This window comes from Kitasatospora sp. NPDC048296, from assembly GCF_043201815.1.
Taxonomy (GTDB): Bacteria; Actinomycetota; Actinomycetes; order Streptomycetales; family Streptomycetaceae; genus Kitasatospora.
In genome coordinates, this window is sequence record NZ_JBICZB010000057.1 from 12,905 (window position 1) to 38,828 (window position 25,924).

Annotated in this window: 20 protein-coding genes and 1 pseudogene; 6 read left to right on the forward strand and 15 right to left on the reverse strand. The window is 71.5% G+C overall.

Going from position 1 to position 25,924, the window contains the following annotated elements; genetic code table 11:
* Positions 1-10 precede the first annotated feature (10 nt).
* From rpsR to ACGF12_RS27905, 5 genes are all read right to left on the reverse strand, one after another.
* Entirely contained in the window at positions 11-253 is a 243-nt protein-coding gene (rpsR, locus tag ACGF12_RS27885; protein ID WP_393035621.1) for a 30S ribosomal protein S18, read from the reverse strand.
* Positions 254-291: 38 nt separating this feature from the next.
* Positions 292-1,455 carry a CobW family GTP-binding protein gene (locus tag ACGF12_RS27890; RefSeq protein ID WP_393035624.1) on the reverse strand — a complete coding sequence of 388 codons (1,164 nt, stop codon included), beginning with the start codon at positions 1,453-1,455 and terminating at the stop codon, positions 292-294.
* Between the two features lie 5 nt (positions 1,456-1,460).
* Entirely contained in the window at positions 1,461-1,766 is a 306-nt protein-coding gene (gene rpsN / locus ACGF12_RS27895; protein ID WP_393035627.1) for a 30S ribosomal protein S14, read from the reverse strand.
* Positions 1,766-2,002: a 50S ribosomal protein L28 gene (gene rpmB, locus ACGF12_RS27900; RefSeq protein WP_393035630.1), complete on the reverse strand. Its 237-nt coding sequence runs from the start codon at positions 2,000-2,002 to the stop codon at positions 1,766-1,768. The genes rpsN and rpmB overlap by 1 nt, the downstream gene beginning before the upstream one ends.
* Before the next feature lie 85 nt (positions 2,003-2,087).
* Positions 2,088-2,273: a hypothetical protein gene (locus ACGF12_RS27905; protein WP_393035633.1), complete on the reverse strand. Its 186-nt coding sequence runs from the start codon at positions 2,271-2,273 to the stop codon at positions 2,088-2,090.
* An 84-nt stretch (positions 2,274-2,357) separates the two neighbouring features.
* On the opposite strand from ACGF12_RS27905, the pseudogene ACGF12_RS27910 reads away from it, so the two are divergent.
* A pseudogene (locus ACGF12_RS27910) lies at positions 2,358-2,666 on the forward strand (hypothetical protein); the annotation flags it as partial.
* A 124-nt stretch (positions 2,667-2,790) separates the two neighbouring features.
* Here ACGF12_RS27910 and ACGF12_RS27915 read toward each other — a convergent pair.
* The gene (locus tag ACGF12_RS27915; protein WP_393035636.1) at positions 2,791-3,549 is read right to left on the reverse strand and encodes a DeoR/GlpR family DNA-binding transcription regulator; all 759 of its coding nucleotides are present in this window, start codon (positions 3,547-3,549) and stop codon (positions 2,791-2,793) included.
* 141 nt (positions 3,550-3,690) lie between these two features.
* Between ACGF12_RS27915 and nagA the strand changes: the two genes are divergently transcribed.
* Positions 3,691-4,866, forward strand: coding sequence for an N-acetylglucosamine-6-phosphate deacetylase (gene nagA / locus ACGF12_RS27920; RefSeq protein WP_393035639.1), 1,176 nt, complete (start codon positions 3,691-3,693; stop codon positions 4,864-4,866).
* A gap of 202 nt (positions 4,867-5,068) precedes the next feature.
* On the opposite strand, the gene ACGF12_RS27925 is transcribed toward nagA, so the two are convergent.
* From ACGF12_RS27925 to ACGF12_RS27940, 4 genes are all read right to left on the reverse strand, one after another.
* Entirely contained in the window at positions 5,069-7,048 is a 1,980-nt protein-coding gene (locus ACGF12_RS27925) for a hypothetical protein (RefSeq protein WP_393035642.1), read from the reverse strand.
* Positions 7,049-7,059: 11 nt separating this feature from the next.
* A complete protein-coding gene (locus ACGF12_RS27930) occupies positions 7,060-7,920 on the reverse strand; it encodes a carbohydrate ABC transporter permease (RefSeq protein ID WP_393035644.1) in 861 nt (286 codons plus the stop codon).
* Positions 7,917-8,861: a carbohydrate ABC transporter permease gene (locus ACGF12_RS27935; RefSeq protein ID WP_393035647.1), complete on the reverse strand. Its 945-nt coding sequence runs from the start codon at positions 8,859-8,861 to the stop codon at positions 7,917-7,919. The genes ACGF12_RS27930 and ACGF12_RS27935 overlap by 4 nt, the downstream gene beginning before the upstream one ends.
* 125 nt (positions 8,862-8,986) lie before the next feature.
* On the reverse strand, positions 8,987-10,300 hold the full coding sequence (locus tag ACGF12_RS27940; RefSeq protein ID WP_393035650.1) for an ABC transporter substrate-binding protein: 1,314 nt from the start codon (positions 10,298-10,300) through the stop codon (positions 8,987-8,989).
* Between the two features lie 346 nt (positions 10,301-10,646).
* Here ACGF12_RS27940 and ACGF12_RS27945 point away from each other — a divergent pair, with 346 nt between their 5' ends.
* A complete protein-coding gene (locus tag ACGF12_RS27945; protein ID WP_393035653.1) occupies positions 10,647-12,404 on the forward strand; it encodes a DUF885 domain-containing protein in 1,758 nt (585 codons plus the stop codon).
* A gap of 252 nt (positions 12,405-12,656) precedes the next feature.
* Here ACGF12_RS27945 and ACGF12_RS27950 read toward each other — a convergent pair whose 3' ends face one another.
* The gene (locus tag ACGF12_RS27950) at positions 12,657-14,147 is read right to left on the reverse strand and encodes a hypothetical protein (protein ID WP_393035656.1); all 1,491 of its coding nucleotides are present in this window, start codon (positions 14,145-14,147) and stop codon (positions 12,657-12,659) included.
* A 324-nt stretch (positions 14,148-14,471) separates the two neighbouring features.
* On the opposite strand from ACGF12_RS27950, the gene ACGF12_RS27955 reads away from it, so the two are divergent.
* Complete coding sequence (locus tag ACGF12_RS27955; RefSeq protein WP_393035659.1) at positions 14,472-15,053, forward strand: TetR/AcrR family transcriptional regulator; 582 nt, start codon at positions 14,472-14,474, stop codon at positions 15,051-15,053.
* Positions 15,054-15,239: 186 nt separating this feature from the next.
* Positions 15,240-16,355, forward strand: coding sequence for a LacI family DNA-binding transcriptional regulator (locus ACGF12_RS27960; protein ID WP_393035662.1), 1,116 nt, complete (start codon positions 15,240-15,242; stop codon positions 16,353-16,355).
* 100 nt (positions 16,356-16,455) lie between these two features.
* Here the strand turns inward: ACGF12_RS27960 and ACGF12_RS27965 are convergent, their stop codons facing one another.
* Entirely contained in the window at positions 16,456-18,336 is a 1,881-nt protein-coding gene (locus ACGF12_RS27965; RefSeq protein WP_393035665.1) for a glycoside hydrolase family 27 protein, read from the reverse strand.
* 738 nt (positions 18,337-19,074) lie between these two features.
* Here ACGF12_RS27965 and ACGF12_RS27970 point away from each other — a divergent pair.
* Positions 19,075-20,151: a LacI family DNA-binding transcriptional regulator gene (locus tag ACGF12_RS27970; protein WP_393035668.1), complete on the forward strand. Its 1,077-nt coding sequence runs from the start codon at positions 19,075-19,077 to the stop codon at positions 20,149-20,151.
* Between the two features lie 156 nt (positions 20,152-20,307).
* On the opposite strand, the gene ACGF12_RS27975 is transcribed toward ACGF12_RS27970, so the two are convergent.
* The 3 genes from ACGF12_RS27975 to ACGF12_RS27985 all read right to left on the reverse strand — a co-directional run bounded on the left by ACGF12_RS27975 (position 20,308) and on the right by ACGF12_RS27985 (position 25,814).
* Positions 20,308-22,242, reverse strand: coding sequence for a hypothetical protein (locus ACGF12_RS27975; protein ID WP_393035671.1), 1,935 nt, complete (start codon positions 22,240-22,242; stop codon positions 20,308-20,310).
* A gap of 205 nt (positions 22,243-22,447) precedes the next feature.
* Positions 22,448-24,394, reverse strand: coding sequence for a glycoside hydrolase family 5 protein (locus ACGF12_RS27980; RefSeq protein WP_393035674.1), 1,947 nt, complete (start codon positions 24,392-24,394; stop codon positions 22,448-22,450).
* 124 nt (positions 24,395-24,518) lie between these two features.
* The gene (locus ACGF12_RS27985) at positions 24,519-25,814 is read right to left on the reverse strand and encodes an alkaline phosphatase family protein (RefSeq protein WP_393035677.1); all 1,296 of its coding nucleotides are present in this window, start codon (positions 25,812-25,814) and stop codon (positions 24,519-24,521) included.
* Positions 25,815-25,924: the final 110 nt, after the last annotated feature.

A 25,924-nucleotide genomic window follows, 5' to 3' on the forward strand; every position in this document is an offset into this window, starting at 1 on the left:
GGTCTCTCCTCTATCGGGTGGTGGAGGCGTAGGGCAGCAGAGCCATCTCACGGGCGTTCTTGATCGCCCGGGCCATCGCCCGCTGCTGCTGGACGGTGAGGCGCGTGACTCGGCGGCTTCGGATCTTGCCCCGGTCGGAGACGAACCTCCGCAGCAGGTCGGTGTCCTTGTAGTCGACGTACGTGATGCCGGCTTCGATCAGCGGGTTCGGGCGCGGGCGGGCCGGACGGCCGCCGGCAGTGCGCTTGGCCATCTGAATGTCTTCCTTCCGTTGCGCAGGAGCAAGAGGAGTCAGGAGACGGGTTCGAGGAAGTCCTCGAAGGCGTCCGGAAAGGCCTTCCAGCCCTGTTCACCGTCCATCAGTTCGGCGTCGGTGAGCAGGCAGGAGTCCAACAGCCCGACGATGCCGCCGACATCCAACCCCTCGGCGATGAAGACGAGTTGCTGGACGCGGTCACCGTGCAGCGGGTGCCAGTCCATCGCCGCGGCGGCCCGCCGGGCAGGCGGGTACAGCTCCCAGGAGGCGTCCGGCAGCGCGGCCAGCCACGGCCCGCACTCCTCCACCGCGAGGCTCGCTCCGGCAGCGTCCCAGGCCAGCATCAGCTCCGGCCGGTTGGCCAGCCAGAACCGGCCGCGGCTGCGCTGCGCCGCCGGGACGAGCTGCTCCAGCGCCTCGTGCAGCCGGACCGGGTGCAGCGGCCGACGGCGCTCCCACACCAGGGTGGCCACTCCCGCCTCGTCGTGTTCCTGCGGCAGCAGCGCGAGAGCGGGGTTGACCCGGTCCCGGGCGGCGGCCACGTCGAAGCCCCCGAGTGCGGCGCGCAGCAGCTCGCCGGTACCGAGCAGGACCCGGCGGGCGGTCGGGTGCAGCTGGCGCAGCATCGCCAGTCCCGCCTCGCCCCCACGGGCCACCGCGACCGTGGTCGCGTACTCGACCTGGTGGGCGAGCGCCTCGGCGCGCGTGCGGGTGTCGTCGGGAGAGGTGTGCTCGCCGTGCTCGGCCAGGTCGTCCGGGACGGAGAGCTCGCCCAGCAGCCGGTCCGGGTCGACGGCGACCACCACACCCGCGAGTTCGACGAACTCCTCCAACGGATGTCCGTCCACCTCACCGCCCGCGATCACCTCGACCACCGGGTGCGGGTCGCTGCCGCCCCACAGCTCGACGACGGCCAGCCCGTACTGTCCTTCCTCGGCCAGGCGCCGCAGCTCGGGCAGCAGGTCCTCGCGCAGCGCGCAGCAGGCGCAGTCGTTACTCAGCGGGACGTCCGCCGTGGCGACGGTGCCGGTGGCGTCGCGGAGTTCGCGGTGGACCGTACGGCGCGGGGCGTCGCGCAGGTCGTGGTGGAGGACGATGCCGTTGACGCAGCCGTCCATCAACTCCTGGACGGCGCGGCGGCGTTCGGCGCGGTGCAGGCCGGCCACCACCACGACGGGAAGCCTGACATGTTCGGGCACCGCGCTCACCAGCTCGACTTCCGCACGCCGGGCAGCTGTCCGGCGTGAGCCATGGTGCGCAGGTTGATGCGGGACAGGCCGAAGGCGCGCTGGTAGCCGCGGGGGCGCCCGTCCACGCTGTCGCGGTTGCGCACCCGGGTGGCGCTCGCGTCCCTGGGCTGGCGGGCGAGCTCGGACTGCGCGGCGGCGCGCTCCTCCGTCGTGCTGGCCGGGTGGGCGATGACGCGCTTCAGCTCGGCGCGGCGCTCGGCGTACCGCGCGACGGTCGCACGCCGCTGCTCGTTCTTGGCGATCTTGCTCTGCTTCGCCATCAGACCTTCTCCCCCCGGGCGCGGATGCGGGCGACGGCGGCCTCGATGCCGATGGCATCGACGGTCTTCAGGCCCTTGGCGCTGAGCGCGAGGCGCACGTACCGGCCTTCGCCGGGCAGCCAGTAGCGCTTGCGCTGGATGTTCGGGTCGAAGCGGCGGCGGGTGCGGCGGTGCGAGTAGGAGATCGCATTGCCGAAGGACGGCTTGCGACCGGTGAGTTGGCAGTGGGCGGACATGGGGACGACTCCGTTGCTCATCGTGCGGGCAGGCAGGCGTTCGCCCCCCGGAACCGGCGTGGCGATCCCGGGGGCGCGTCCCACACTACGCTAGATGAAAACGGATTTCATTTCGCTGAACGCCTTCGCCGGCCACCCCTTCCGCTCCGGCGCTCACCCGCCCCTTCCGGATGGTGAGACGCCCTGCAGAACGGATCGTCAGCAGGCCACGATGGTCCGCATGGATCGCCACGCCCACCTGTGCCGTCGACTCGACGTCGACCTGGCGCACGCGTGCTCCGCGATCTGTCGCCGCGCCCACTGAACGCGGTGGCCCGCCCGGCTGTTGCCGACTCCCCTCCGTCCCGCAGAACTGGTCGACGTCCACCCGGACGGCTCGGGCTGCGACCTCACCTGGGACACCGAGGTGCGCTCGTCGGCGGTACCCCTGCTGTCCACCGCCGACGGGCTGATCCACACCGTCCTGCGCGAGCCGATCGTCCCCCGCACCGAAACGACCACCGCCCTCGACCCGTACTACTACGCGGAGATCGACCCGGAGACGGGAGCCGTGGTGCGGAAGAAGTGGCTGGGCAGCGGATTCATCTACGACACCCCGCAGATGGCCGGGACGATCGCGCCGGACGGGGTCGTGTACCAGGGGGTGCGGGTCGCCACGAACTAGACCACCAGGCCGTCCGTTCACAGGCAAGGAGCGGTGGGCGTCCCCGTCGCAAGGCCCGGGTCCGCGACTCGGGCCTTCGCGCATTCCCGCGCGCAATCTGCGGCGCGGGACCCGACCCGGTTGCTCAGGCCCGTCGCACCCGGACGCCGCAGTCGGCGATCGCCTTCTCGTCGGCGTCGGGAAGCTCGGTGTCGGTCACCAGGTCGTGGACGTCGGTGAGCGGGCAGATCGAGGCGAAGGTGACCCGGCCGATCTTGGTGCGGTCGGCGAGCACGACCGTACGGGCGCTGCTGCGCAGGAAGGCGCGGTCGGTCTGGGCCTCCATCTCGTCGTGGGTGGTGCAGCCCTGCTCCGCGGTCAGACCGTCCACACCGATGAAGGCGAGGTCGAGGTGGTAGCGCTGGAGCATGCTGTCGGCGGCCGGGCCGACCAGTTCGTAGCTGGCCGAGCGGGCGATGCCGCCGATCACCACCAGGCGGACCTCGGGGCGCACGATCAGCTCGGCCGCGATGTTGACGGCGTTGGTGACCACGGTGACGTTGCCCCGCTCGGCCAGGACCCGGGCCAGTTCGGTGGTGGTCGTGCCGCCGGTCAGGCCCACCACGGCGTCTTCCGGCACCAGCTCGGCGGCCGCCCGGGCGATCCGGCGCTTCTCCTCCTGCTGCTTCTCACTGCGGTGCCGCAGCGGGAGCTCCAGGTTCACCGATCCCGTCACCGCCCCACCACGGGTGCGATGCAGCAGGCCCTGCTCGTGCAGTTCCTGGAGGTCGCGCCGGACCGTCGCGCCGGACACCCCGAGCAGCTCGGAGAGCGCGTGCACGTCGGCGCTTCCCGCTTCGGCGATGTACGACAGGATCCGGGCAGCGCGATCAGCTTTGAGCATGAACGGAGTGTAGGTCAGGCCTTGTCGCCTGCCCAACAAACGGATGCTTCTCCCCCAACGCCCGACAAGACATGGAGACTCTCTGCTCATAACTGATTATACTTTCGCCAAATCGAGCATCTGCACGCACCCGAGGAGGCTGTGATCGTCACGGACCGCATCACACTGGCCGGCCGACTGATTCTGCCCGGCAGCGTCATCGAGGCCGGCCGCCTGGCGATCGAGGGCTCCCGCATCGCCGCCGTCACGAGCGGCGAGACCGAGCCCGGTGACCTGGACCTGACCGGCCACACCGTCGTCCCCGGCTTCGTCGACCTGCACGTCCACGGCGGCGGCGGCGCCTCCTACGCCTCCGGCATCGCCGAGGAGGCCCTGCTCGCCGCCCGCACCCACCTCGACCACGGCACCACCACCACCGTCGCCTCCACCGTCACCGGCGAGATCGACGACCTCGCCCGCCAGGCCCACGTCCTCTCCGAACTCGTCGAGGACGGCGTCCTCGCCGGCATCCACTTCGAGGGCCCCTTCATCTCCCCGGGCCGCTGCGGCGCCCACCGCCCCGACCTGCTGCGCGACCCCGACCCCGCCCTCGTCCGCAAACTCGTCGACGCCGCCCGCGGCCACGCCAAGATGGTCACCCTCGCCCCCGAACTCCCCGGCGGCCTCGACTCGGTGCGCATGCTCGCCGACCTCGGCGTCATCGCCGCCGTCGGCCACACCGACTCCGACTACGCCACCACCCTGAAGGCCATCGACGCCGGCGCGACGGTGGCCACCCACCTGTTCAACGGCATGCCCGGCATCGGTCACCGCGCCCCAGGCCCGGTGGTGGCCCTGCTGGAGGACGAGCGCGTCACCGTCGAGCTGATCAACGACGGCGTGCACCTGCACCCCTCCGTCCTCGACCTCGCCTACCGCACCGCCGGCGCCCACCGCGTCGCCCTGATCACCGACGCCATGGGCGCCGCCGGCATGGGCGACGGCCTCTACCCCCTCGGCCCCCTCCAGGTCCAGGTCACCGACGGCGTCGCGATGCTGGCCGACGGCAGCTCCATCGCCGGATCGACGCTGACCCTCGACCGCACATTCCAAAGATCCGTCCAGGTGCACAAGTTGACGATCCATCAAGCTGTCGAGTCAATCTCCACGACCCCGGCCCGCCTCCTTGGCCTGAGTGACTCGGTCGGCTCCCTGGAGACCGGCAAGCTCGCCGACCTGGTCGTCCTCGACTCCGACAGCTACGACCTGGTCGCCGTGATGCGCCACGGCCGCTGGGTCCGCGGCGGCGAGCAGTTCGCCACCGTCACGTCAGCCTGAGCCCAGCCAGCCCCGAGAAGCACGACAGCGAGGCCCGTCCCACTCGGGACGGGCCTCGTCTCGTCAACACCCTCAGGCCGTTGACGCCTTGAGACGTCGTTGTCATCGGCGTGTTCACCGATCGGGTTGACCCGCCCGAAGGCCGTCCGGCCGGTCGTCGTTCACGGGGCTCCTCGCCGTCGAGGGCCCCGGTTGTCCGCCGCTACCGCCAGTCGAGGAGCAGCCAGCCGCGGTGCGGCAGGTTCCGGTCGACCTCGACGGTGCGGCCGCTACTGGTGGCGGCGACGGCCTCGGGATCGGCCAAGGGGCGGAGCAGGGTGGCCTCGGCGCGGCCGGCGTCGCCGGGCAGGTGCACCTGCGGACGGGCCGGGTCGTCGCTGCCGTTGGCGACGGCGAGCCGCCAGCCGTCCTCGGTGCGGGTCAGGTGCGGGATCAGGTGGGGGCCGCCGGTGACCAGCGGCAGGGTCGGCATGTCGCCTTCCAGGTAGCGGACCATGGCGTGCAGCAGGCGCTGGCCGTCGTCGTCGCAGGGCAGCAGCTCGACGCCGGTGGCGGCCAACACTCCCACGCGGCCGCCGAGTTCGTTGGTGAAGACGCACCGGCCGGCACCCCAGACCCGGTGGTCCGGGGTCAGGATCTCGGTCCAGGTCTCGGCTTCCGCCGCGGGCCTGAGCCGGGCCAGGGCCGACTGGACGTTGACGCTCAGGTACGCGCCGACGCCGTCCCCCGAGAGCACGCGCTCCAGCGCGTACGGGCCCGGCTCACACGGGCTCTCGCGCTCGACGACGTCCTCGACGGTGACGCCCAGCAGGTCCCCGAACCCGCGTGCCCGGAGGATGTAGGCGGCGGTGCCGTCCAGCAGCAGGCCGCCGGCCAGCATCCGGCGGAGCTCGTTGTCGCCGTAGGCCCAGGCGAGCTGCCCGAACAACACCCTGACCGGGGCGTCCTCGGCGGTGACCGGCACGCCGTAGCGGAGCAGGAAGTCCGCGGCCGGACCGGGGTCGACGGCCAGTTCGGCGAGGTCGCCGCCCCGCCGGGTGCGGACGTGCGCGGCGGCGTCCTGGCGCACCGGCAGCGCCACGCCGAAGGTGCGCCGCGCGGGCCCGGCGATCAGGTCGAGCGCGGGCCGGGAGCGGCGCAGCAGTTCGGCCACTCGGGGAAAGCGCTGGGCACGGCCGGACTGCATGGGGTGGACGTTGAGGAACATGGCATCCGAACCCGCGAGCTGGGCGGCGACCAGTTCGGACCAGGTCTGGGTGTCGGACTTGGACCAGGCGGTGTGCGGCCAGTTCTCGATCTCGGGTTCGCTGCGCACGTAAGCCGGCCGCAGCGCCCGCTGGACCTCCAGCATCCAGACGGAGAAGCTGAGTTCGCGCCCGGGGGCGTCGCCGTAGCGGGCGAAGTGCGGACGGTGCGCGGCCTGCCTGTCGACGGCGAGGGCGTCGAAGAGGGCGAGCCAGTCGCGGCCCTCGACGGAGTGGACACCGGGCTCGGAGCTCATCAGGCCGAGCTGCGAGCGTCCGCCGGACGCCTTCGCGACCGCTGCCGCCACCTCGCCTGCGACCTCCAACTGCACCGTGCGCCAAACCTGTTGGAGGAGCGCGCGCCACGGGTGCGGGGCGCCGGGGGCGGTGACGGCGGCGACGACCCGTTCCCGGGTCACCGGCTCCCCCACCAACGCGGCGAGGCACTCCAGCATCAGCGGTTCGAAGCCTCCGCCCCAGGGCAGCGGTGCGTGGTTGTGGTAGCGGAAGTCGTCCTCCAGCCACAGCACACGGAAGCCGAGGTCGGCGAAGCGCGTGTAGTGGGCGGTGATCCAGGCGCGGAAGCGCGGGCAGGCAAGCGACGCCTGGGCCGTGGCCACCGTGCCGTCCGGTCCGACCATGGGGGTGAAGCCGAGGCGGTCGGCCCGGCCTCGGTCGGCGTGACCGGCGGTGACCCAGGGGTTGAGGCTGACGTCGAGCCCGGCCTCGCGCAGGATCGTGACGGCCGTCGCCGCCGTGTCGTACAGGCGGTCCTCGGCCTCACCCGCGGGGTGGCCGGTGTACAACTCCTCGGCTCCGAGCAGCAGGACGACCTCGTCGACGCCCGACTCCCGGCAGAACGAGGCGAGTTCGGCGGCGCGTTCGGCGGCGTCCGGGGTGGGGTGGAGCTGGAACCGCAGGTGGTACCGGGCGGGCACGCCGGGCCTCCTCATTTGACGCTGCCGGCGGTGAGGCCGGCGCGCCAGAAGCGTTGCAGGGACAGGAACAGGACGACCAGGGGTATCGCGGAGACCATGGCGGCGGTGACCACGATGTTGAGCGGCGGCGCGCCGGGGCCGATCGCCCGCTGGGCCTGCCAGCCGACGACCCCGACGGTGACCGGCTGGAGGTGGTCGTTGGCCAGCATCAGCACGGGCAGCAGGTAGTTGGTCCAGATGGAGACGAACTGGAACAGGAAGATCGTGACCAGCGCCGGGGACATCACCCGCAGCGCGATGGTGGCGAAGATCCGGAACTCCCCGGCGCCGTCGATCCGTCCGGCCTCGATGAGCTCGTCGGGCACGGAGGCGGCGGCGTAGATCCGGGCCAGGTAGACCCCGAACGGGCTGACCGTGCTGGGCAGCAGGACCGCCCAGTAGGAGTTCACCAGGTGCAGCTGGGAGAACATCAGGTAGAGCGGCACGGCCAGCAGCGGCTGCGGGACGAGCACCGCGGCGAGGACCCCGTTGAACGTCAACTCCCTCCCCCGGAAGCGGTACTTGGCCAGCGCGTACCCCGCCATCGCCGCGATCAGGGTGCTGACGCCCGCGCCGCCCACCGCGTAGAGGGCGCTGTTGCCCAGCCACTGCCAGTAGATGCCGTCCTGGCGGGTGAACACGTCCCGCAGGTTGTCGAAGAGGGCGAAGTCGCCGAACCAGAAGCCGTTTCCGGAGAACAGGCCGCTGCTGGTCTTGGTCGAGGCGACCATCAGCCACCACACCGGGGCGAGGAAGTAGACCGAGGCGATCAGCAGCACGCCGAGCGTGAGCCAGCGGGAGGCCGTGTACCGGGCCGCGCGGGTGGTGTTCACAGGGCGGCTCCGCGGCGCTGGACGAGCTTGAGGAAGCCGAAGGACAGCACGAACGCCAGCAGCGCGAGCACGACGGACTCGGTGGCGGCGATATTGAAGTTGTTGGCGTCCACGGCGTTGTAGGCGGCGAAGATGGGGGTGTAGGTGCTGCTCAGGTTGGGAGCGACGTTGTGCAGGATCGCCGGCTCGTTGTAGAGCTGGGCGGTGCCGATGATGGAGAACACCGTGGTCAGCACCAGGGCCGGGCGGATCATCGGCACCTTGATGCGCCAGGCGATCCCGAAGGCCGAGCAGCCGTCCATCGTGGCCGCCTCGCTGAGCTCCGCCGGGATGGCCTGCAGCGCGGAGTAGATGATCAGCATGTTGTAGCCGGTCCAGCCCCAGGTCAGCATGTTGCCGATGGTCGGGCCGAGCATGCCGTCGGAGGTCAGGTTCAGGTGCAGGCCCAGGTGCTGGGCGGCGGCGGTGACCGGGCTCAAGCCGGGGGCGACCAGGTACGACCACATGATCGCGCCGACCACGCCGGGGAGGGCGTAGGGCAGGAAGAAGGCCAGCCGGAAGAACCGCTTGAACATGGTCGACTTCGCGTCCAGCAGCAGTGCCAGGACCAGCGCCAGCAGCAGCATCAGCGGCACCTGGACCACGCCGATCAGCAGCACCCGCAGCAGCGAGCCGCGGAACTGCGGATCGCCCAGCGCGGTGGCGTAGTTGCCGAGGCCGGCGAAGGCCTGGGTGGGTGCCGAGAGGCCGAGGCCGGAGCGGTGCATCCGGAACAGGCTCTGGTAGACGGTGTAGCCGATCGGCGCCAGGTACAGGGCCGTGAACAGCAGCAGGAACGGACCCAGGAACAGTGCGACGGTCCGGGCCGGGCCGCGGCGGCGCCGAGCCGGCCGGGCGGCCGGGTCCTGCGGTGCTGTCCGCCCGGCGAGGGCGGTGGTCATGGGTGTCGTCTCTCCTTGATCGGGCCGGGCTGCCCCGGCCTGACCGGTCCTTCGCGGCTGGTGCGGGGCCGGTCGGAGGGTGGCCCCGCACCCGTGGGGACGGCGCGGGACCCGTCGGTGGGGCGTCAGCCGGCGACGGCGAGGCCCTGCTGCTTCATGCCGGCCACGGTCTTGCCCTGCACGTCGGTGAGTACGTTCGGCAGGGTGGCGCCGCCGGTGCCCGCCTTGCCGAGCCCGTCGCCGAGGTCGGTGGAGGTCTGGGTCATGGTGGGGCCCCACTGCCAGGTGGTGGTGATGTGGGCGGTCTCGGCCTTGAAGACGTCGTAGATGGTCTGGCCGCCGTAGAACGCGTCCGGCTGGGTGAGCGCCGGGTTGGACAGGCCCGAGGTGGCAGCGGGGTAGATGCCGGTGACCTTGATCAGGTTGCCGACGCTGTCCGCGCCGGTGCTCATCCAGGTGGCGAACTCGGCGGCCTCCTTGGCGTGGGCACAGCCCTTGAGGACGGCCGTGGCCGAGCCGCCGTCGTTGCCGTACGCGGGGTTGGCCGCGTCCCAGACCGGCATCGGGGCGACGGCCCACTGGCCGGCGCCGTCCTTGACGCTGGTGGCGATGATCGGGGCGTCCCAGACCGCGTTGACGTCGGAGAGGATCTTGCCGTTCGCCATGTCGCTGAACTGCGAGGCGTCGTTGCTCGGGTCGGTCTTCAGCAGCTTCTTGTCCAGCAGGTCCTGCCAGTAGGAGGCGACCTTCTTGTTGGCGTCGCTGTTCAGGCTCACCTGCCACTGGTCGTTGCCGGTGCCGAACCACTTGGCGCCGGCCTGCCAGGCGAGCCCGGCGTAGGTGTACGGGTCGTTGCCGAAGTTGCCGAGGTAGACGGTCGGGTCGGCGGCGTGCACCTTGGCGGCGTCGGCCGCGTACTCGTCCCAGGTCACCGGGGGCTTGTCGATGCCGTACTTGGCGAACAGGTCCTTGCGGTACATCAGGGCCATCGGCGCGGTGTCGACCGGGATGCCGTAGGTGTGGCCGTCGACGGTGACCTGGTTCCAGGTCCAGTCCGCGAACTGCCCCTTGGCCTCGGCGGTGTACTTGCCGACGTCGGTGAGGGCGCCCGCGGCGGCGAAGCTGGGCAGGGTCTCGTAGCCGACCTGGGCCAGGCAGGGGGCGTTGCCGGCCTTGGCGGCGGTGAGCATCTTCGTGTAGCCGCCCTTGGAGCCGAAGGCGGTCTTGTCGAAGGTGACCTGGATGTCCGGGTGGGTCTTGTTGAACAGGGCGATCGACTCGTCGTAGCCCGGGGCCCAGCCCCAGAAGTCGAGCTTGACCGGGCCCGACGCGGCACCCGGGTCGCCGCTTCCGCCGCCGCTGGACGAGCAGCCGGCGACGAGGGCCGCGGCCGTCACGACCGCGAGCGCGGCGGCCATCGAAACAGGTCTTGCCTTCACGTGTGTCTCCTCGGACCCAGGTGGGAAAGCGGGAACCAGCTAATTCGTTCGGTTATTGTTTGAACCTCCCCCACCCACTCCTGTGGAACTGCACCACCGCCGCCAACCAACAGTGGAGCACGGCATGAGCACCACCCGTCGTCGCTGCCGGGCTCGCCCGGCAGCGACGCACCGTTCCGGAACACGGCGAAGGCGTCGACCCCACTCCCGTCCGCCCCACTCCTTCGACCCACGACCACGCTGAACCTCCGCGGCACAGGCCCTCCTACCGGCCTGCGCCGCTTCCACGGGGGCGGGCTCCAGGCCGGACCTGACACACAGCACCCGTTGCTCCAGGATGGTCACCATGCCCGAACACCCACTCCCCGGCCAGAGCCCCACACCCGACACCACGTCAGCTTCGGCACCGTCAGATCGCCTACCGGCCGCCCCATCCGCCCCCGGCTCGCCGCGCCGGATCGCCGACGACCACGTCGCCGCCACGGTCGCCCATGACCCCTCCACCGCCGCCTGGCTGGGAGAACCGGTCGGAGCGGACCGGCAGCCCGACTTCACACCCGAGTGGTACGACGAGACCGCCGAACTGGCCCGGCGGACGCTGGCACAGCTGGCGCACGCGACGGTGCCCACCACCGGAGCGGAGGCGGACTGCGCGCGGCTGCTCCGCGAGCGGCTGACGGCCGAACTGGCCGGCCACGAGGCAGGCGACCACCTCTGGTCGCTGCGGCCCCTGAACTCGCCGCTGCACACGCTGCGCCGGACCCTGACCCTGTCGCCGGCCGGGACCGAGACGGACTGGGAGAACCTGGGCGGCCGGCTGCGGGCACTGCCGGGAGCCCTGGACGGGTACCGGCGGACGCTGCGGGCCGGCATCGACCGCGGGCTGCTGTCGGCGCCGCGCCAGGTCGAGGCGGTGATCGGGCAGCTGACCGCCTGGCTCGGCGAGGAGAGCGGCGGGCCCAGCTGGTTCACCGCCTTCGTCGCGCCCGGCCCGGAGCGCCAGCAGGCCGCGCTGGACCGGGCCGCGCTCGACGCCACCACCGCGATCGCCGCCTTCCGCGACTGGCTGCGCACCGACTACGCGCCCGCCGCGGTCGGGGTGCCGGACGCGGTCGGCGAGGAGAAGTACCTGCGCGCCGCCCGCCAGGCCACCGGCGCCGACCTGAACGTCACGGACGCCTACGACTGGGCCTGGACCGAGTTCCACCGCACCCTCGACGAGATGCGCCGCGCCACCCGGCAGGTGCTGCCCGGCGCGAGCGTGCTGGAGGCGATGAACCACCTGAACGAGCAAGGCCACGCGATCGAGGGCGAGGAAGGCATCCGCGCCTGGCTGCAGGAGCTGATCGAGCAGGCGATCGAGGACCTGGACGGCACCCACTTCGACATCGCCGGACCGCTGCGGCGGGTGGAGACCCACATCGCGCCGCCCGGGACCTCGGTGGCGCCGCACTACGCGGGCCCCAGCCTGGACTTCCGCCGCCCAGGCCGCACCTATCTGCCGGCGCTGGGCCGCACCCGGTTCCCGACCTGGCAGCTGGTCAGCACCTGGTACCACGAGGGCGTCCCGGGTCACCACCTGCAGCTCGCCCAGGCCGTCACCCTGCAGCACCGGCTGACCCGCTACCAGGTCACCCTCGGCAAGATCAGCGCCAACAGCGAGGGCTGGGCACTGTACGCCGAGCGGCTGATGGACGAGCTGGGCTTCCTCACCGACCCGGCGAACCGGCTCGGCTACCTGGACAAGCAGATGCTGCGGATCATCCGGGTGATCATCGACATCGGCATGCACCTGCGCCTGCGGATCCCGGCCGACTCACCGTTCCACCCCGGCGAGCACTGGACACCGGAGCTGGGCACCGCCTTCATGGCCGCCTACCACGGCAGCCCGGCGGCACGGCGCAACGGCGAGATCGAGCGCTACCTGGGCTGGCCCGGCCAGGCGATCGGCTACAAGCTCGGCGAGCGCGCCTGGCTGGCGGGCCGGGCCGAGGCCGAGCGGCGCCGCGGTGCCGAATTCGACCTCAAGACCTGGCACATGGCCGCCCTCTCCCAGGGCTCACTGGGCCTGGACGACCTGGCCACCAGCCTCGCGGCGCTCTGACGGCCCACCACCCGGCACCGGGTCGGGTCCGGTTCGACGGCCCCTTCCCCCACCGGAAGGGGCCGCCGGCCGAGCCGCGGTGGGCACCTGCTCCCCCGACGGGCCGCTACCTCGGGCCGAAGGTGTCGAGGAAGGCGCCGGGTGCCGCCGGTACCGCGGCCGCGGGGGTGGTGAGTCCGGTGCCGATCGCGGCCGTCAGGGCCGCTGCGGCGAGGAGTTCTGCCCTGCTGCTCCTCTGCAGGAGACCTGCCGTCAGTTCGCCGGTGCGGTGGCGCTCGGGGTCGCGTTGCTGTACGAGCCGGCCACGATGGGCCATTCGTTCTGGTAGAGCTTGAACGGCAGGTCCTTCTCCAGCAGCGGGGTGCCGAGGATGGCGATGCGCGCCATGACGGCCCCGTTCACGTTCAGCCCGCCGTAGAGGCCGGCCTTGCCGGTGACGACCGGCTTGCCGGCGCTGGAGTCGATGCTGACCGCGCCGTCCACCGCGGCGCGCAGGTACGGCTCGACGGTGGCCTTCACGCCCACGGTGTCGTAGAGGGCGACCGAGCCGTCGGCGACCAGGCCGGTGCGGACGTTGGCGTTGCCGTTGAAGGCGGCCTTGACCGGGGAGACGGTGGTCTTGACCGGCTCGGTGGCACTGGTCCAGCCGGCGGCCTTGGTGTAGTCGGCGTGGACGCCCCAGGCCCCGTCGATGTTCTGCGTGGTGTCGACGGTGACGGTGCCGTCGGCGCTGACCTCGGCGTAGACGGTGAGGTTGAGGGTGATCACGACGGGCACCTCGCCGACCATGATCGTGGGGGTGGCGGTGAGGGTGGCGATCGGTATCTTGACCTGGCCGGTGGAGCCGGTGAGTCCGGCGGTGATGTGCCAGTTGGCGTGCGCGCCGAGGTCGAAACCGACCTTGGCCTGGTCGGCGCCGAGGATGCCGTGGGTGCCCTGGTAGCTGAAGTCGAGGCTCGGGTCGAGTTCGAGCGAGCCGGAGAGCGTGGCCTTGCCACCGCCGGGCAGGGGGACGCTGTCGTTGGCGTCCAGCTTCAGCACCGCCGAGGCGGACCCGGTGCCGCCGTTGGGGTTGGGGACGTAGGAGGCCTTGAGGTCCTTGAGCTGCGGGGTGACCTTGATGTTGTGCGGGTCCAGGGCGGTCTTGATCTTGGCCCAGGTCTGGCCGAGCAGTTCGGAGATGGTGGCCGGGCGCGTGCTCGCCTCGACCTTCCCGCCCGCGACCGGCTTGACCTCGGTGATCGCGAGCAGCGCGCCCTGCGGCGCGGCCGGCGTCGGCGGGCTGTCGATCAGCTGACCGGGCTGGACTGCCGCGGTGGCCGCAGCGGAGGCCGACGGGCTGGGGCTGCCCTTGACGGTGTCGGCGGCGGCGAGGACGACCTTGCCGCTCTGCTTGTCGTAGGAGTCCAGCTTGAGGTCGGGCGTCTTGGCCGGGGTGGGCTGCCCGGAAGCGGGCGCGGCGGGCGCGCCCGACACGATGGGGGTGGCCGGGGTCGCCTTGGGCGTGCCGGAGGCGGTCGGGCCGGTCGACGACTGGCCGGCGGCCGGAGTCACCAGGGTCACCTTCGGGGTGCCGGCGGGGGCCTGGGCGGCCGCCGGGGTCCCGTCGGTCAGGACGGGGGCGGCCGGCGCGGTCGCGGAGGCGGCAGTGGAGTCGGCGGTCGGCGTGGTCGGATCACAGGCGGTGAGCGAGAGCACCACGGACGCGGCGAGCGCGGACAGCGCAACGGTGCGCATGGACATGCGGAGGGTCACCTTTGACGTCAGGCGGACAGGAATGCAGGCGACTGCCGTCAGATCAGGGGGTGGTCAGGCCGGAAGTGACCGCTTTCGCCGCCGGCCGGAGCGTCAGAAGCGCTCTCGAAGGCCGGTCTTGGCGCCGCACAGGGCCACCAGACGTCCCACCGGGCACCCCCTAAAACTAGAGCCAGTAGTTTTGCCTGGGCGAGAACGTACACTAGAGGGAACATGGGCTCCAACCCGGAGGAGGGCCGGACCGGCGCAGAGGAAGCAGGAGGACAGCAGATGGGCAGACCGTCGAGACCGCTGGTGACGAAGGAGCGGATCATGCGGGCCGCTCTCGCGCTGATCGACGAAGAGGGCCCTGACGCCCTGTCGACTCCCCGCATCGCCGCCCGGCTCGGTGTCAAGGGCCCGTCCCTGTACAACCACATCTCAGGACGCGACGAGATCATCGACGGGATCTGCGAGCTCATCGTCGCCGAGATGGACCTCGACATGAGCGTCCGCCCGTGGACCACCGCTCTGGACACCTGGGCACGCCACTACCGAGCCGGCCTCAGCGCCCACCCGAACGCGGTGCCACTGTTCCGGACCCGACCGGCCCAGTCCTCCTCCGCGCTCCAGGGCTACGCCGAGACCTTCGCCATGCTGCGTGAAGCCGGCTGGCCCGAGGAATACCTCCTGCCGATCGTGCACTCGTTCCAGTCCCTCATCGTCGGCTCGATGCTCATCGTGAACACACCGCGCGATCTGCTGGGCCCGGCCGAGGAGTTGCCGCCCGGACTCGACCCCTTGTTGAACCCGCCGCCCAACCACCGCGACCTCACCTTCGAGATCGGCGTGACCGCGCTCATCCGCGGCCTCCAGGACACCCTGGACCTCATCCACCCCGCCCACCGCTCCTGAACGGACCTCCGGCGGCGAAGCAGACAGCCGCCGGTTCGGGCCGGTCGGCACTCGATCCCCGGATTCATTCGGGATTCATCCGGCGGGCCTACCGTTGACGGGCGGATGACCCGGGGCGAATCATGGCCCCACCGCCCGGAGTTCACGCTCCGCTGTCCGGACGGTGCGGTGAGGAAAGGGACGGGCATGGATGCTCCCTCGGCTTCCGAGGTGAGAGAGCTGAAATTTCAGCGGATCGCCGGTTGGCTGCGCCGGGACATCGATGACGGCACCCGTCCCCCCGGCAGCCGCCTGCCCACCGAACAGGAACTGGCGCGGATCTGGGCGGTCTCGGTGAGCACGGTCCGACGCGCGGTGGACGACCTGGTCGCCGACGGTCTGGTGGTCAGACGCCAGGGCGCCGGTACGTTCGTCCGCGCGTCCCGACCGGACGACGCCAAGCGGTCGCTGATCGGCGTCATCGTCCCGCACGGCAGCTTCTACTACCCACAGGTGCTGCGCGGGGTGGAGGAGGTGCGCGCCGCCACCGGTGTCCGCGTCCAGTTCGCCACGTCCGACTACCAGCAGCCCGTCGAGGCCAGGCTGGTGCAGGAGATGCTCGACGCCGAGGTCGACGGTCTGCTCCTGGTTCCCACGCTCAGCGGACCCGAGTCCGCCGAGGACTATCTCCACCGGCTGGGCGGCCTCCCGGTGCCGGTGGTGCTGATGGAGCGGCGGGGCCGGTCGCTGGATGACCGGACCGAGTACGTGTGCTCGCACCACGAGGCCGGCGCCTACGACGCCGTGCGCCACCTGGCCGCTCTGGGCCACCGCGCCATCGGCCTCGCGCTGCGCTCCCCCAGCCCGACCGCCGATCCGGTGACCGTCGGCTACCGCCAGGCGGTGGCCGAACTCGGCGGCGAGCCGGTGGAGTTCCAGGCCGCGCTGAACGAGTGGGGTCCGGCCACCGCGGACCGCTGTCTCAGCCGCCTGCGCGAGGCGGGATGCACCGCGGCGCTGTGCTTCGGCGACCGCCAGGCCGCGCTGCTGGTCTCCGCGACGCGCCGCGCCGGCCTCACCGTTCCGGGCGACCTGGCTCTGGTGGCCTACGACGACGAGATCGCCGATCTGCCCGACGTGCCCCTCACCGCGGTGGCACCGCCGAAGCGGCTGGTCGGGCGTACCGCGGCGGAACTGCTGCTGAGCCGGCTGAAGGACCCCGGCCGGGCGCCGCACCAGGTCCTGGTGCGGCCCGGGATCACCGTCCGCGATTCCTGCGGTGCGAAGCAGCCACGGGAATCGCGGACGTACGCCGAGGTGTGACGAGGGGAGGGCCTCCGTCGGCGGCCCTGCCCTCGTCACTGCGGCAGACACCGCTGCCCGACGCGTCCGGTCACGGCCTACCGCGTCCGGTCACGGCCTGTCAGGACTTGGTGATCGAGAAGACGTGCAGCGCCGGAAGGTTCGGCAGGGTGATCGAGACCAGGCTCTTGCCCGCCGTGATCGCCACCGGGGCGTAGGAGACCACGTAGCCGGTGCCGAACCGGTCGGGCCCGGTCGGGGTGTCCCGGTGGGTCGCGGTGACGGCGGTGCTGTCGCCGAACGCCGTCGGGTTGCCGGTGACCCAGTTCGGGAAGCCGAAGCCGGCCGTGCTGCTCGTTCCGTCGCTGTAGTGCAGCGTGATGGTGCCGGAGACGTCACCGCCACTGGAGGCTCCCAGGAAGCCGAGCGTGCTGCCACTTCCGTAGTAGTCGATCGTCTGGCCCTGGGCCGCGATGCTGTCGAAGCGGCCGGAGCCGTTGTTCAGCCAGTCGAAGGTCTGCCCGTTCACGGTCACCTTGCCGCCGGCCGTCGCCCCGCCGTCGGCCAGGGCATCGGCGGAGAAGCTGTCGCAGACCCGGTCGAAGCAGCCCTCGGTCGCCGCGTCGTCGTCACTGATCGCCGTGGCGTTCAGTGCGGTGCGCCATGTGGTGAAGTGGCCGGACTGGTTGGGGTGCAGCCGGTACAGGACGGCGCTGGTGGCCGGCAGAGTCGCCGAGATGGCCCCGGAGCCGGAGGTGACGCTCTTGGACCACAGGTCGGTGAGGGTGAAGTCTGTCGACGAACTGCCGATCGCCGCGGCGGTGGTGCCGACGGTCTGCGTGGACGTGGACTTGTTCAGCAGCAGCACCGCGTAGTCGCCGTTGGCCAGCGGCTTGGAGTAGACGTCCGCGTTCGCGTCGGTGGAGACGAGCCTGCCCTGCACGCCGAGCCGGTCCTGGTCGACGGCGATGACATCGGCGTTGCCCGCGTCGGCGACGACCTGCGGCGTGAAGCCGGCGGTACCGGTCACCTTGATGTTCAACGGCGCGGCCAGCACCGACCACAGGCTGAACTCGGCCTGCTGCTGCACCTCGGTCATCGAGGACTGGCCGATCGTCAGCTGGTCGAGGTCGTTGAAGTGCCCGGCCCGGGCGAAGCGCGCCGAGGCGACGCCCTGCGCGGCGACGGTCAGCATCGACGCCCAGTTGCCGCCGCCGCTGTCCGCGGCCATCCGCCACTCCTGCGCCGACAGCCCCGCCCCGACCATCACCTGCTGGAACACCGAGCTGCCGGTGCTGGCGTCGTCCCAGTTGAAGTAGGCCGGCGCCGAGTCGTTCAGCACCATCTGCGTCCCGTAGGCGTCGTTCGCCGCCGCGATCGCGTTGGCCGCGTCCTCGTACGCGGTGACCGCCTGGTCCGCGTCGTGCTGCGTCGTCAGGTGCAGACCGGACGTCGAAGTCCTCTGGTACGGGTAGCAGTAGTCCATCTTGACGTAGTCCACGCCCAGGGACGCGAAGTAGTTCATGTCCTGGGTGAAGTGGCCCCAACTGCCCGAGCCGCCGTCGCAGGTGAGCGTGCCGCCGTCCTCGTAGATGCCGAACTTCAGGCCCTTGGAGTGGACGTAGTCGATCGTCGCCCGGATGCCCTGCGGGTACTTGCTCGGCGAGGCGATCAGGTTGCCGTTCAGGTCGCGCCCGTTCTGGCCGGCCGGGACCACCTGGGTGCCGTCCCAGTCCTTGCCGTTCGCCTGGATCATCCAGTCGTCGTCGACCGCGACGATGCTCCAGCCCTTGGCGGCCAGGCCGTTGGCGACGGCGGCATCGGTGTCCTGGCGCACGAGCGCGTCGTTGGTCTGCCGCCACGAGCCGGGGCGGATGACCATCGTCGGGACACCGGCCAGCGTGTGATCGGCGATGTTGCCGTCGGCGGACACCGCCGACGCGGGGCCGGCCGCGGCCGCCCAGATCGTTCCCGACGCCGCGACGGTCACGCCGACCGTCAACAGCGAAAGCGCTCTTCTTCTCACGATGGCCTCTGCCTTCAGTGGGGGGAGGAGGAGACTCGGGATCCGGGCCTCGCCGCACACCGACCGGTGCGACCGCGGCGACGAGCCGGAAATGGAGTACCCGAGGCGGCCGGGGCCGGAATCCGCCGTCATATCCGGTGAATTGGCGGCGGATCCGAAGACGGATCCGGACGTGCAGAACGGTAGGCAGGACCTCGCCGGCAGTCAACAGCCCTCCGGCCCATGAATGGCCATATGTTTCCGCGATTCCACTCCGACGATCGGAGCATGGCGATCGGAGCTTTCTGCGCAGCACCGATTCATGGCCGATTCATCCGGTCGAAGGCCGTTGACCGGCGCGCCGTCTCGGCGAAGAATTGCTCCGAACGGCCGCGTACGGCCCGAATCGCCGGAAGCGGTCCAGCCGATCCTCCCAGGTGCTCCAGCGCGAACGGCAGGAAGCCGATCCCCTTCGCCATTCGGAGCGTATTCGAATCATTCGACTCTTCATCGCCACCGAATCGACAACGGATTCGTCGGCTGCGGGCGGCCCTCGGATGCGGATATGGGGGATGGCCAAAGGGCGTGTACGTATTCGGCTGCCGAGGTCGCCGCACGGCAGGCGGCGGGTGCCCCGCGCCCCGACCGGCCGACGGCGGAACGGCCTGGCACACCCCGGCGCCGGCCGCCGCCGACCCCGTCCGGCCTGCGGACCCGGTCGGGTACCTTACCGCCATGGCGAGGAGTCCGAGGGCACGCAGCACCGGAGGACGCTCCGGCGGGGCCGTCACGCTCCAGCAGGTGGCGCGGCACGCGGGCGTCTCGATCGCCACGGCCTCCCGGGCCCTGCACGGTGCCACCGGCCGGGTGGTCGGCGAGGAGCTGCGCCGCCGGGTGCTGGCGGCCGCGGCGGAGCTGGGCTACGTGTCCAACGCGCCCGCCCAGGCGCTGGCCCGCTCCCGCAGCTCGGTGGTCGGGCTGATCGTGCACGACATCACCGACCCGTACTTCGGCGAGATCGCCGCCGGGGTGATGCGAGTCGCCCGCGAGGGCGACCTGATGGTGATCCTGGCCGCGACGTTCCGCGATCCGCAGCTCGAACTGGAGTACCTGCTCCGGGTCCGCACCCAGCGGGCCAGTGGTGTGCTGCTCGCCGGGAGCGGCTTCACCGACCCGGCGTTCGTGGCGCGCCTGGGTGAGAGGCTCGCGGGGTTCGTCGAGGACGGCGGCCGGGTGGTCTGCATCGGGGAGCACGGTGCGGACGCCGACCTGGTCACCGTCGACAACCGGCGCGGAGCCGAGCTGGCCGTCGCCCACCTCTGGGAGCTGGGGCACCGACGGATCGGGGTGATCGCCGGGCCTGGGGAACTGGTCACCGTCCAGCACCGCCTGGACGGGGTCCGCCGCGCGCTGGCCGCACGGGGCGCGGCGCTGCCGCCCGACCGCGTGGTCGAGGCGGACTTCACCCGGGACGGGGGGCGGGTGGCCACCCACGAGCTGTTCGCGGCCCGACCCGACCTGACGGCGGTCCTGGCGCTCGACGACGGCATGGCGGCGGGTGCGCTCGCCGCGCTGCAGGAGGATCTCGGCAGGGCCGTCCCCGCCGAGGTCTCCGTCGTCGGCTTCGGCGGCCTGCCCTTCACCAGCGACCTCCACCCGGCCCTCACCACGGTGCGGCTTCCGCTGGAGCGGATCGGCGCGCGGGCGATGGAGCTGATCCTGGACGAGCCCGATCACCGCGGGGCCCGGCGCATCGTCGAGCTGGACGTGGACCTGGCCGTGCGCTCCAGCACCGGGCCGGCCCGCGGCTGAACCGGTGAGGACCCGGCTGTGGCCGGCACCCGGGTCACGGTTGTCGACGGGAGGAGGGCAAGCGCTTTCCCGAAGGGTCGTCACCGGGTGAACGACGCGGTCCGGCCCGGCTCCCCGCGCGGGGAGCCGGGCCGGACTGGTGCAGGTGGCGCCGGGTCAGGCGAGCTTCTGGCAGAGCAGCGCGTACGGGCGCGAGGCCCAGAGCTCGTACCACGGCTGGCTGTAGGCCACCCCGGCGATGAACTCGTCGTCCGCGCACTGGCCCTTGTAGAAGCCGTACGCGAAGTCGCCGCCGCCGGCGGCGGCCGGCCGGGTGTCGCCGTTGTTGAACCACACCGTGCGGCTCGCCGTGCCGAGCGGCGCACCGGCCTTGGCGCACAGCGCGCCGATGGTCCTGCCGTTGCGGCTGTACCCGGTCACGGCGGAGCCGGCGGGGCACTGCGCCTTGGTGTAGCCGCGCGCCCAGTCGGTGGTCACGTTGGTCTCGTCGTGGACCACCGTGAAGGCGTGGCCGGAGTCCCACAGGTCCGTCCGGGTGAGGGTGGTGCACAGGCCGCGGTCGCCGCCGAAGCTGAGACCGATCAGACGGGATCCGTCCGGGCAGGAGGCCTTGCGGGCGGACGGGTCCCAGTCCGGCCGGGCCTTCAGGTCGGCGGAGCGGTTGTCGTCGCCCATGCTGGAGTTGAGCGAGGCCCAGGTCACGTCCGGCGCTGGGGCCTGGCCGAGGTTCTGCGAGGTGATCGGCCACTCCTGGTGGTAGGCGAGGAACGGCAGGTCCTTCTCCAGGATCGGCGTACCGAGGATGGCGAGGCGGGCCATCAGCGCCCCGTTGATGTCGAGTCCGCCGTAGAGGTTCACCGTGCCGTTGACGCTGGGCGCCGCGCCGCCGCCGAGGACGACGGAGCCGTTCACGGCGGTCCGCAGGTAGGGCTCGATGGAGGCCTTGACGCCGACCGCGTCGTACAGGGCGATCGAACCCTCGGCCAGCAGGCCGGTCTTCACGGAGGCGGCGCCGCTGAGGTTGAGCTTCAGCGGGGAGACGGTGGACGTCCCCGGGTCGGTGGCGGTGGTCCAGCCCTGGCCGTTGGTGTAGTCGGAGTGGACGCCCCAGTGGCCGTCGTAGCTCTGCTCGGCGTCGACCGTGATGGTGCCGTCGGCGGCGATGTCCAGCGAGAGGGTGAAGTCCAGGTTGATCACGACCGGCAGCGGGCCGACCATCACCACGGGGCTGGAACTGAGCTTGGCGAGCGGGATCTTGACCGAGGCACCGGCGGCGAGGTTGGCGCCGCTGACGTGCCAGTCGGCGTGCGCGCCGAGGTCGAAGCCGATCCGGGCCTGCTGGGGGGTGAGCACGCCGCCCTGGTAGGAGAAGCTCACCGTCGGGTCGATCTCGACCGATCCGGACAGGTGCGCCGAGGAGCCGTTGGACAGCGGAACGGTGGCGTCGGCGCTCAGCCCCAGGCCGCCGCTGACGGAGCCCTGACCGCCGGTCGCGGTCGTGTTGACGGATACCTGGAGGTCCTTGACCTGCGGCTGGACGTGGAGGGCGGCGGGGTCGAGCGGGGCCTGCAGGCTCGCGGTGGTGCCGCCGAGCAGCTCGGGGAGGGCCGCCGGGCGGGTGCTGACGGCCACCGTCCCGTCGGCGGACTGCTGGACGCCGGTGACGGCGACCAGCGCGCCCTGCGGGGCGGCCGGCGTGGGCGGGCTGTCGATCAGCTGACCGGGCTGCACGGCGGGGGTCGAAGTGCCGGACGCCGACGTGGAGTTCGCGGCGGGCTTGAGTACGGCGTTGCCGGTGCTCGGGTCGTAGGAGGACAGCGCGAGGGCGGGCGCGGCGGGTGCGGCGGGCGCAGCGGGCGCGGCGGATGTGCCCGCCTGGGCCGGGGTCGCGACGGTGGCGGCCTGGGTGCCGGTGGCCGGGGGCGCCAAGGTCGCCGGGGCGGTGGGCGCGGCGGTCGGTGCGGCCTGGGACGGCGCCGGCGCGGTGTCGGCGGCGGCGGGCGCCGCCGCCGCGACGTTCAGCGCGCAGCCGGAGAACACGAGCAGGGCGGTCGTCGCGACGGCAGGCAGCACGAGCTTGCGTTTGGCCACGTTGGGTCCTTCCGGATCGGGGGAGGGAGCGCGGTGTTGTGTAGCCAACACGGTGTCAGGAAAGCGTTTACCTAGGTTCCCGCAGCGGGCGAAGATATCCCGGCCGCGTCGTGAACTTCCCATGTCCGCTTCGGAGTCGAACGATCGAACGCGGAGGGGCAGCCCGACCGCCGAATCGGCCGGGCTGCCCGTCGGGGTGGTGCGCTCAGCCGAGCGGGCGGCAGAGCAGGGCGTCCGGGACGCCGTAGTGGAGCCACTTCCAGGTGTACGCGACGCCCGCCACGTACTCGTTGGAGGCGCACTGGCCCTTGTAGTAGCCCGGCGCCCAGTCGCTCGCCGCGGAGTCGGAGCCGGTGGAGGCCGAAGGGCGGTTGTCGGCGTGGTCGAACCAGACGTCGCGGCCGGTCAGCGGCAGCTTCGCGGCGGACGGGGCGCACAGCAGGGCGGACATGGCGTTGCTGTGCACGGCGTATCCGACGGCGAAGGTGTTGTCCGGGCACTGCAGCTTGTTGTAGCCGGACGCCCAGTCGCCCTCGGTGACGTACCGCTCGTCGGTGACGGTCACCCAGTCCCCGGCGACGGTCGCCGGCTCGCCGGCGTCGGTGCACAGGCCCCGGCTGTCGCTGCGGCCGAGGCCGATCAGGCGCTCACCGTCGGGGCAGTTGCCCTTGCGGTTGCCGCCGCTCCAGTCGGGCAGCGCCGTCATGCGGGCCGACACGTTGTAGTCGCCGTGGTCCAGGTTGAGCTGGTTCCAGTGCGCGGACTTCGCGACCTGCCCGCTGTACGAGGGCGCGTTCACCAGCTTGTTCCAGTCGGCGGCCCGCCAGTCGCCCTGGTCCTCCAACGACAGCTGCCCACCGTTCGCGTCGTACGAGAGCAGCGCCCAGTTGTCGTTCGGGACACCGCCGTTCTGCCAGCCGACCAGCGGCCAGACCGCGAAGTCGGTGTCGTTGGCGACCAGGATGTCGGTGAAGTTGCGGAACCAGGCCTGTTCCTTGGCATCGGTCGAGCCGCGCCCGCCCGCGCCGAACTCGCTCACCCACACCGGCGCCGTGAAATGCTGGCCGGTCTGCGTGACGAACAGCGCCTCCTGGTTGACCACCGAGGCCAGCTGGTCCGGCGTGAAGTCCTCGTAGCGCGGGTCGCTGGTCGCGCCCGGGCCGCTGCCGGCACCCGTGTTGGCCGGTCCCGTGTAGGCGTAGAAGTGGGCGGCGTAGACCAGCTTGCCGGAGTTGATCAGGGTGTTGGAGAGCGTGGCGACCGGGGTGAGCATCGGGCGCCCGTGGGAGAACCCGGCAGCGGGGATGCCGTACCAGTTGATGCCCTCCATGATGATCAGCATGTCGGGGTCGGCCTGGAGGATCCCGTTGCCGGCCTCCTCGAAGGCGGCGTTCTCGTCATGGCTGTCGCCCATGCCCCAGTTGGGGTCGTCCAAGATGTCGCGGCGGACCTCGTTGCGCAGGTCGGCACCGACGACACGCTTGTTGGCCTTGTACCGGTTGGCCATGAACACCCAGTCGTCCTCCCACTGCTGGGTGCTCTGACCGCTGTTCCAGCGCTCGTTGCCGTCCAGGCCGCAGCAGAACCGGTAGCTGGTGGTGTGGTTGTTGAGGATCACCGCGAAGCCGTCGGCGGTGAGCGCCGCCACCACGGCGTCGTAGACCTGCAGCGGGGTCCTGCCCTTGAGCTGCGGATTGGCCGCCACCGCCACGTCCGGCACCGTCGAGGTGTCGTGGATCAGCGCGTTCGCGAACGGCAGCCGGATGCTGTTGATCCCCAACTGGTGGAACCCGTTGAGGATTTCACCGATCGGCGCGCGGTCCAGCCCGAGCGGGAGGTTGTACGAGACCTGGCCGGCCTGGTTGTTCGCGGGGTCGGTGGTCGAGCCGCTGCCCTGCCACGTCCCCTGTGCTCCCGCCCAGTTGCCCGCCTTCAGCTTGAAGCGGTTGCCGGAAGCGTCGACGATGTACCGGCCCCGGGTGCTGAGCGGGCCGTCCCAGGAGGCCGCCAGCTGGGCGCCGGTCAGGACGGTGGGCGTGGTGGAGGTGGCCGTGGTGTCGGCCGACGCCGTCGCGGTACCCCCGACGGTTGGCATGGCGAACGCGAACAGGGCTGTTGCCGCCGCCAGGGCGCGGATCACAGGTCTTCTCATGGTCATTCCCGGACGTGATGGTGAGGGTGGGTGCGCGCACACGCGGGCCTGCCGTCGGACTGCCGAGAGCGCGGTCCGGCAACAGGCCTGATGTGTGCATGGTAGGGGCGGGGCGTGCGCCCTGTCAGGAGGGCAGGCGCCAGAGCTGGTTGGCGCCGGCCTTGCAGTCCCAGATGATCAGCTGCGGGCTGCCGAGACTGGCGCCGGGGTCGTCCAGGCACCGGCCGGACTGCGGGTTCATCAGGGTGCCGTCGGCCTGGGCGACCCACTGCTGGGCGCCGCCGCCGTTGCAGTGGTAGAGCTGGACGACGGTGCCGTTGGCGGTGCCGCTGTGCAGCACGTCCATGCACTTGCCGAAGACCTGGACCGTGCCGTCGCCGGGCATCGTCCAGGCCTGGTTGGCGTTGCCGGTGCACGAGTAGAGCGTGACCGGGTTGAAGTCGGCGGTGCTGCTGCCCTTGTCGTCGAGGCACCAGTTGTCGAGGCCGGTGACAGGGCCGGGGCCGCTGCCGGTGCCGAACGTGGTCGAGCCCCAGGTGTCGAGGATCGGGGCCGCGTTGGCGTCGTTGGCCAGGTACGGCAGGCCGTACATGTCCTCGATGGTGCGCAGCATGTTGTAGTGGTTGACCGTCTCGCTGTAGCTGCCGGGCTTGACGTCGGCGCCGTAGAGGACGGTCGGCATGTGGTTGGCCTGGGTGAAGTTGTCCTCGTCCCAGGTGACGAGCAGCAGGCTGTTGTGGGTCCTGGCCCAGTCCGCGTAGCCGCCGAAGGTGTTCTTGACCCAGGTGTCGCCGCCGAGGACATTGCCGTCGTGCATGGATTCGGAGGCGTTGCCGTGGACGAAGGTGACGGTCGGCAGGTTGGCGTAGCCGGTGGCGTCGGTCGGGAAGCCGCAGGCCTGGCCGGGCGTCGGGGAGGGGCAGTGGAGCCACTTGTCGACCGGGTTCGGGGCCGTCGCGGTCCCGGGCAGGTCGGCGAAGCGCAGCCAGGCGGCGGGGGTGGCCTCGTCGGAGTAGTCACCGAAGCTGTAGCCGTGGGCGGCCAGTTCGTTGGGCAGGTTGTCGGCGTTGACCGAACCGACGGGCGGGGGCGTGCTGTTGGTCAGGCCCTGGGTCGAACCGGACAGCAGCGCGTAGTAGTTCGGCAGGCTCGGGTGCCACTCACCGTGTGCGTCGCTGAACGAAGCGCCCTGCCGAGCGAGGGAGTTGATGTACGGTGCCTGGGCGGTGTTCCCGATGACGGCACCGTAGTCCTCGTTCTCCATCATCACGATGACGACGTGGTCCGGGGTGGGCAGCGAACTGGCCGCGGAGGCCTGCGCAGCCGGGGAGCCGGCGACGGAGAGCGCGGCGGCCAGGGCTGCGGCGAGGCCGCCGAGCGCGCGCAGCACTCTCGGGCGACGGTTCGGACGGGTGGTCACGTGGGATTCCCTCTCTCTTGGAAAGCGCTTACCCGAGACCTCTGGAGGCGCCGCGTTCGCTCAGTTCGACGAGGCGGGCGAAAGCAGGAGCAGGGGTGATGGGGCAAGTG

Excerpts from the sequence above, each read along its gene's own strand:
- ACGF12_RS27945 (WP_393035653.1), top strand. The coding sequence starts at position 10,647 with ATGCCCGAACACCCACTCCCCGGCCAGAGCCCCACACCCGACACCACG.
- rpsN (WP_393035627.1), bottom strand. The coding sequence starts at position 1,766 with ATGGCGAAGCAGAGCAAGATCGCCAAGAACGAGCAGCGGCGTGCGACC.
- ACGF12_RS27935 (WP_393035647.1), bottom strand. The coding sequence starts at position 8,861 with ATGACCACCGCCCTCGCCGGGCGGACAGCACCGCAGGACCCGGCCGCC.
- rpsR (WP_393035621.1), bottom strand. The coding sequence starts at position 253 with ATGGCCAAGCGCACTGCCGGCGGCCGTCCGGCCCGCCCGCGCCCGAAC.
- rpmB (WP_393035630.1), bottom strand. The coding sequence starts at position 2,002 with ATGTCCGCCCACTGCCAACTCACCGGTCGCAAGCCGTCCTTCGGCAAT.
- ACGF12_RS27950 (WP_393035656.1), bottom strand. The coding sequence starts at position 14,147 with ATGTCCATGCGCACCGTTGCGCTGTCCGCGCTCGCCGCGTCCGTGGTG.
- ACGF12_RS27960 (WP_393035662.1), top strand. The coding sequence starts at position 15,240 with ATGGATGCTCCCTCGGCTTCCGAGGTGAGAGAGCTGAAATTTCAGCGG.
- ACGF12_RS27980 (WP_393035674.1), bottom strand. The coding sequence starts at position 24,394 with ATGAGAAGACCTGTGATCCGCGCCCTGGCGGCGGCAACAGCCCTGTTC.
- ACGF12_RS27915 (WP_393035636.1), bottom strand. The coding sequence starts at position 3,549 with ATGCTCAAAGCTGATCGCGCTGCCCGGATCCTGTCGTACATCGCCGAA.
- ACGF12_RS27970 (WP_393035668.1), top strand. The coding sequence starts at position 19,075 with ATGGCGAGGAGTCCGAGGGCACGCAGCACCGGAGGACGCTCCGGCGGG.
- ACGF12_RS27955 (WP_393035659.1), top strand. The coding sequence starts at position 14,472 with ATGCGGGCCGCTCTCGCGCTGATCGACGAAGAGGGCCCTGACGCCCTG.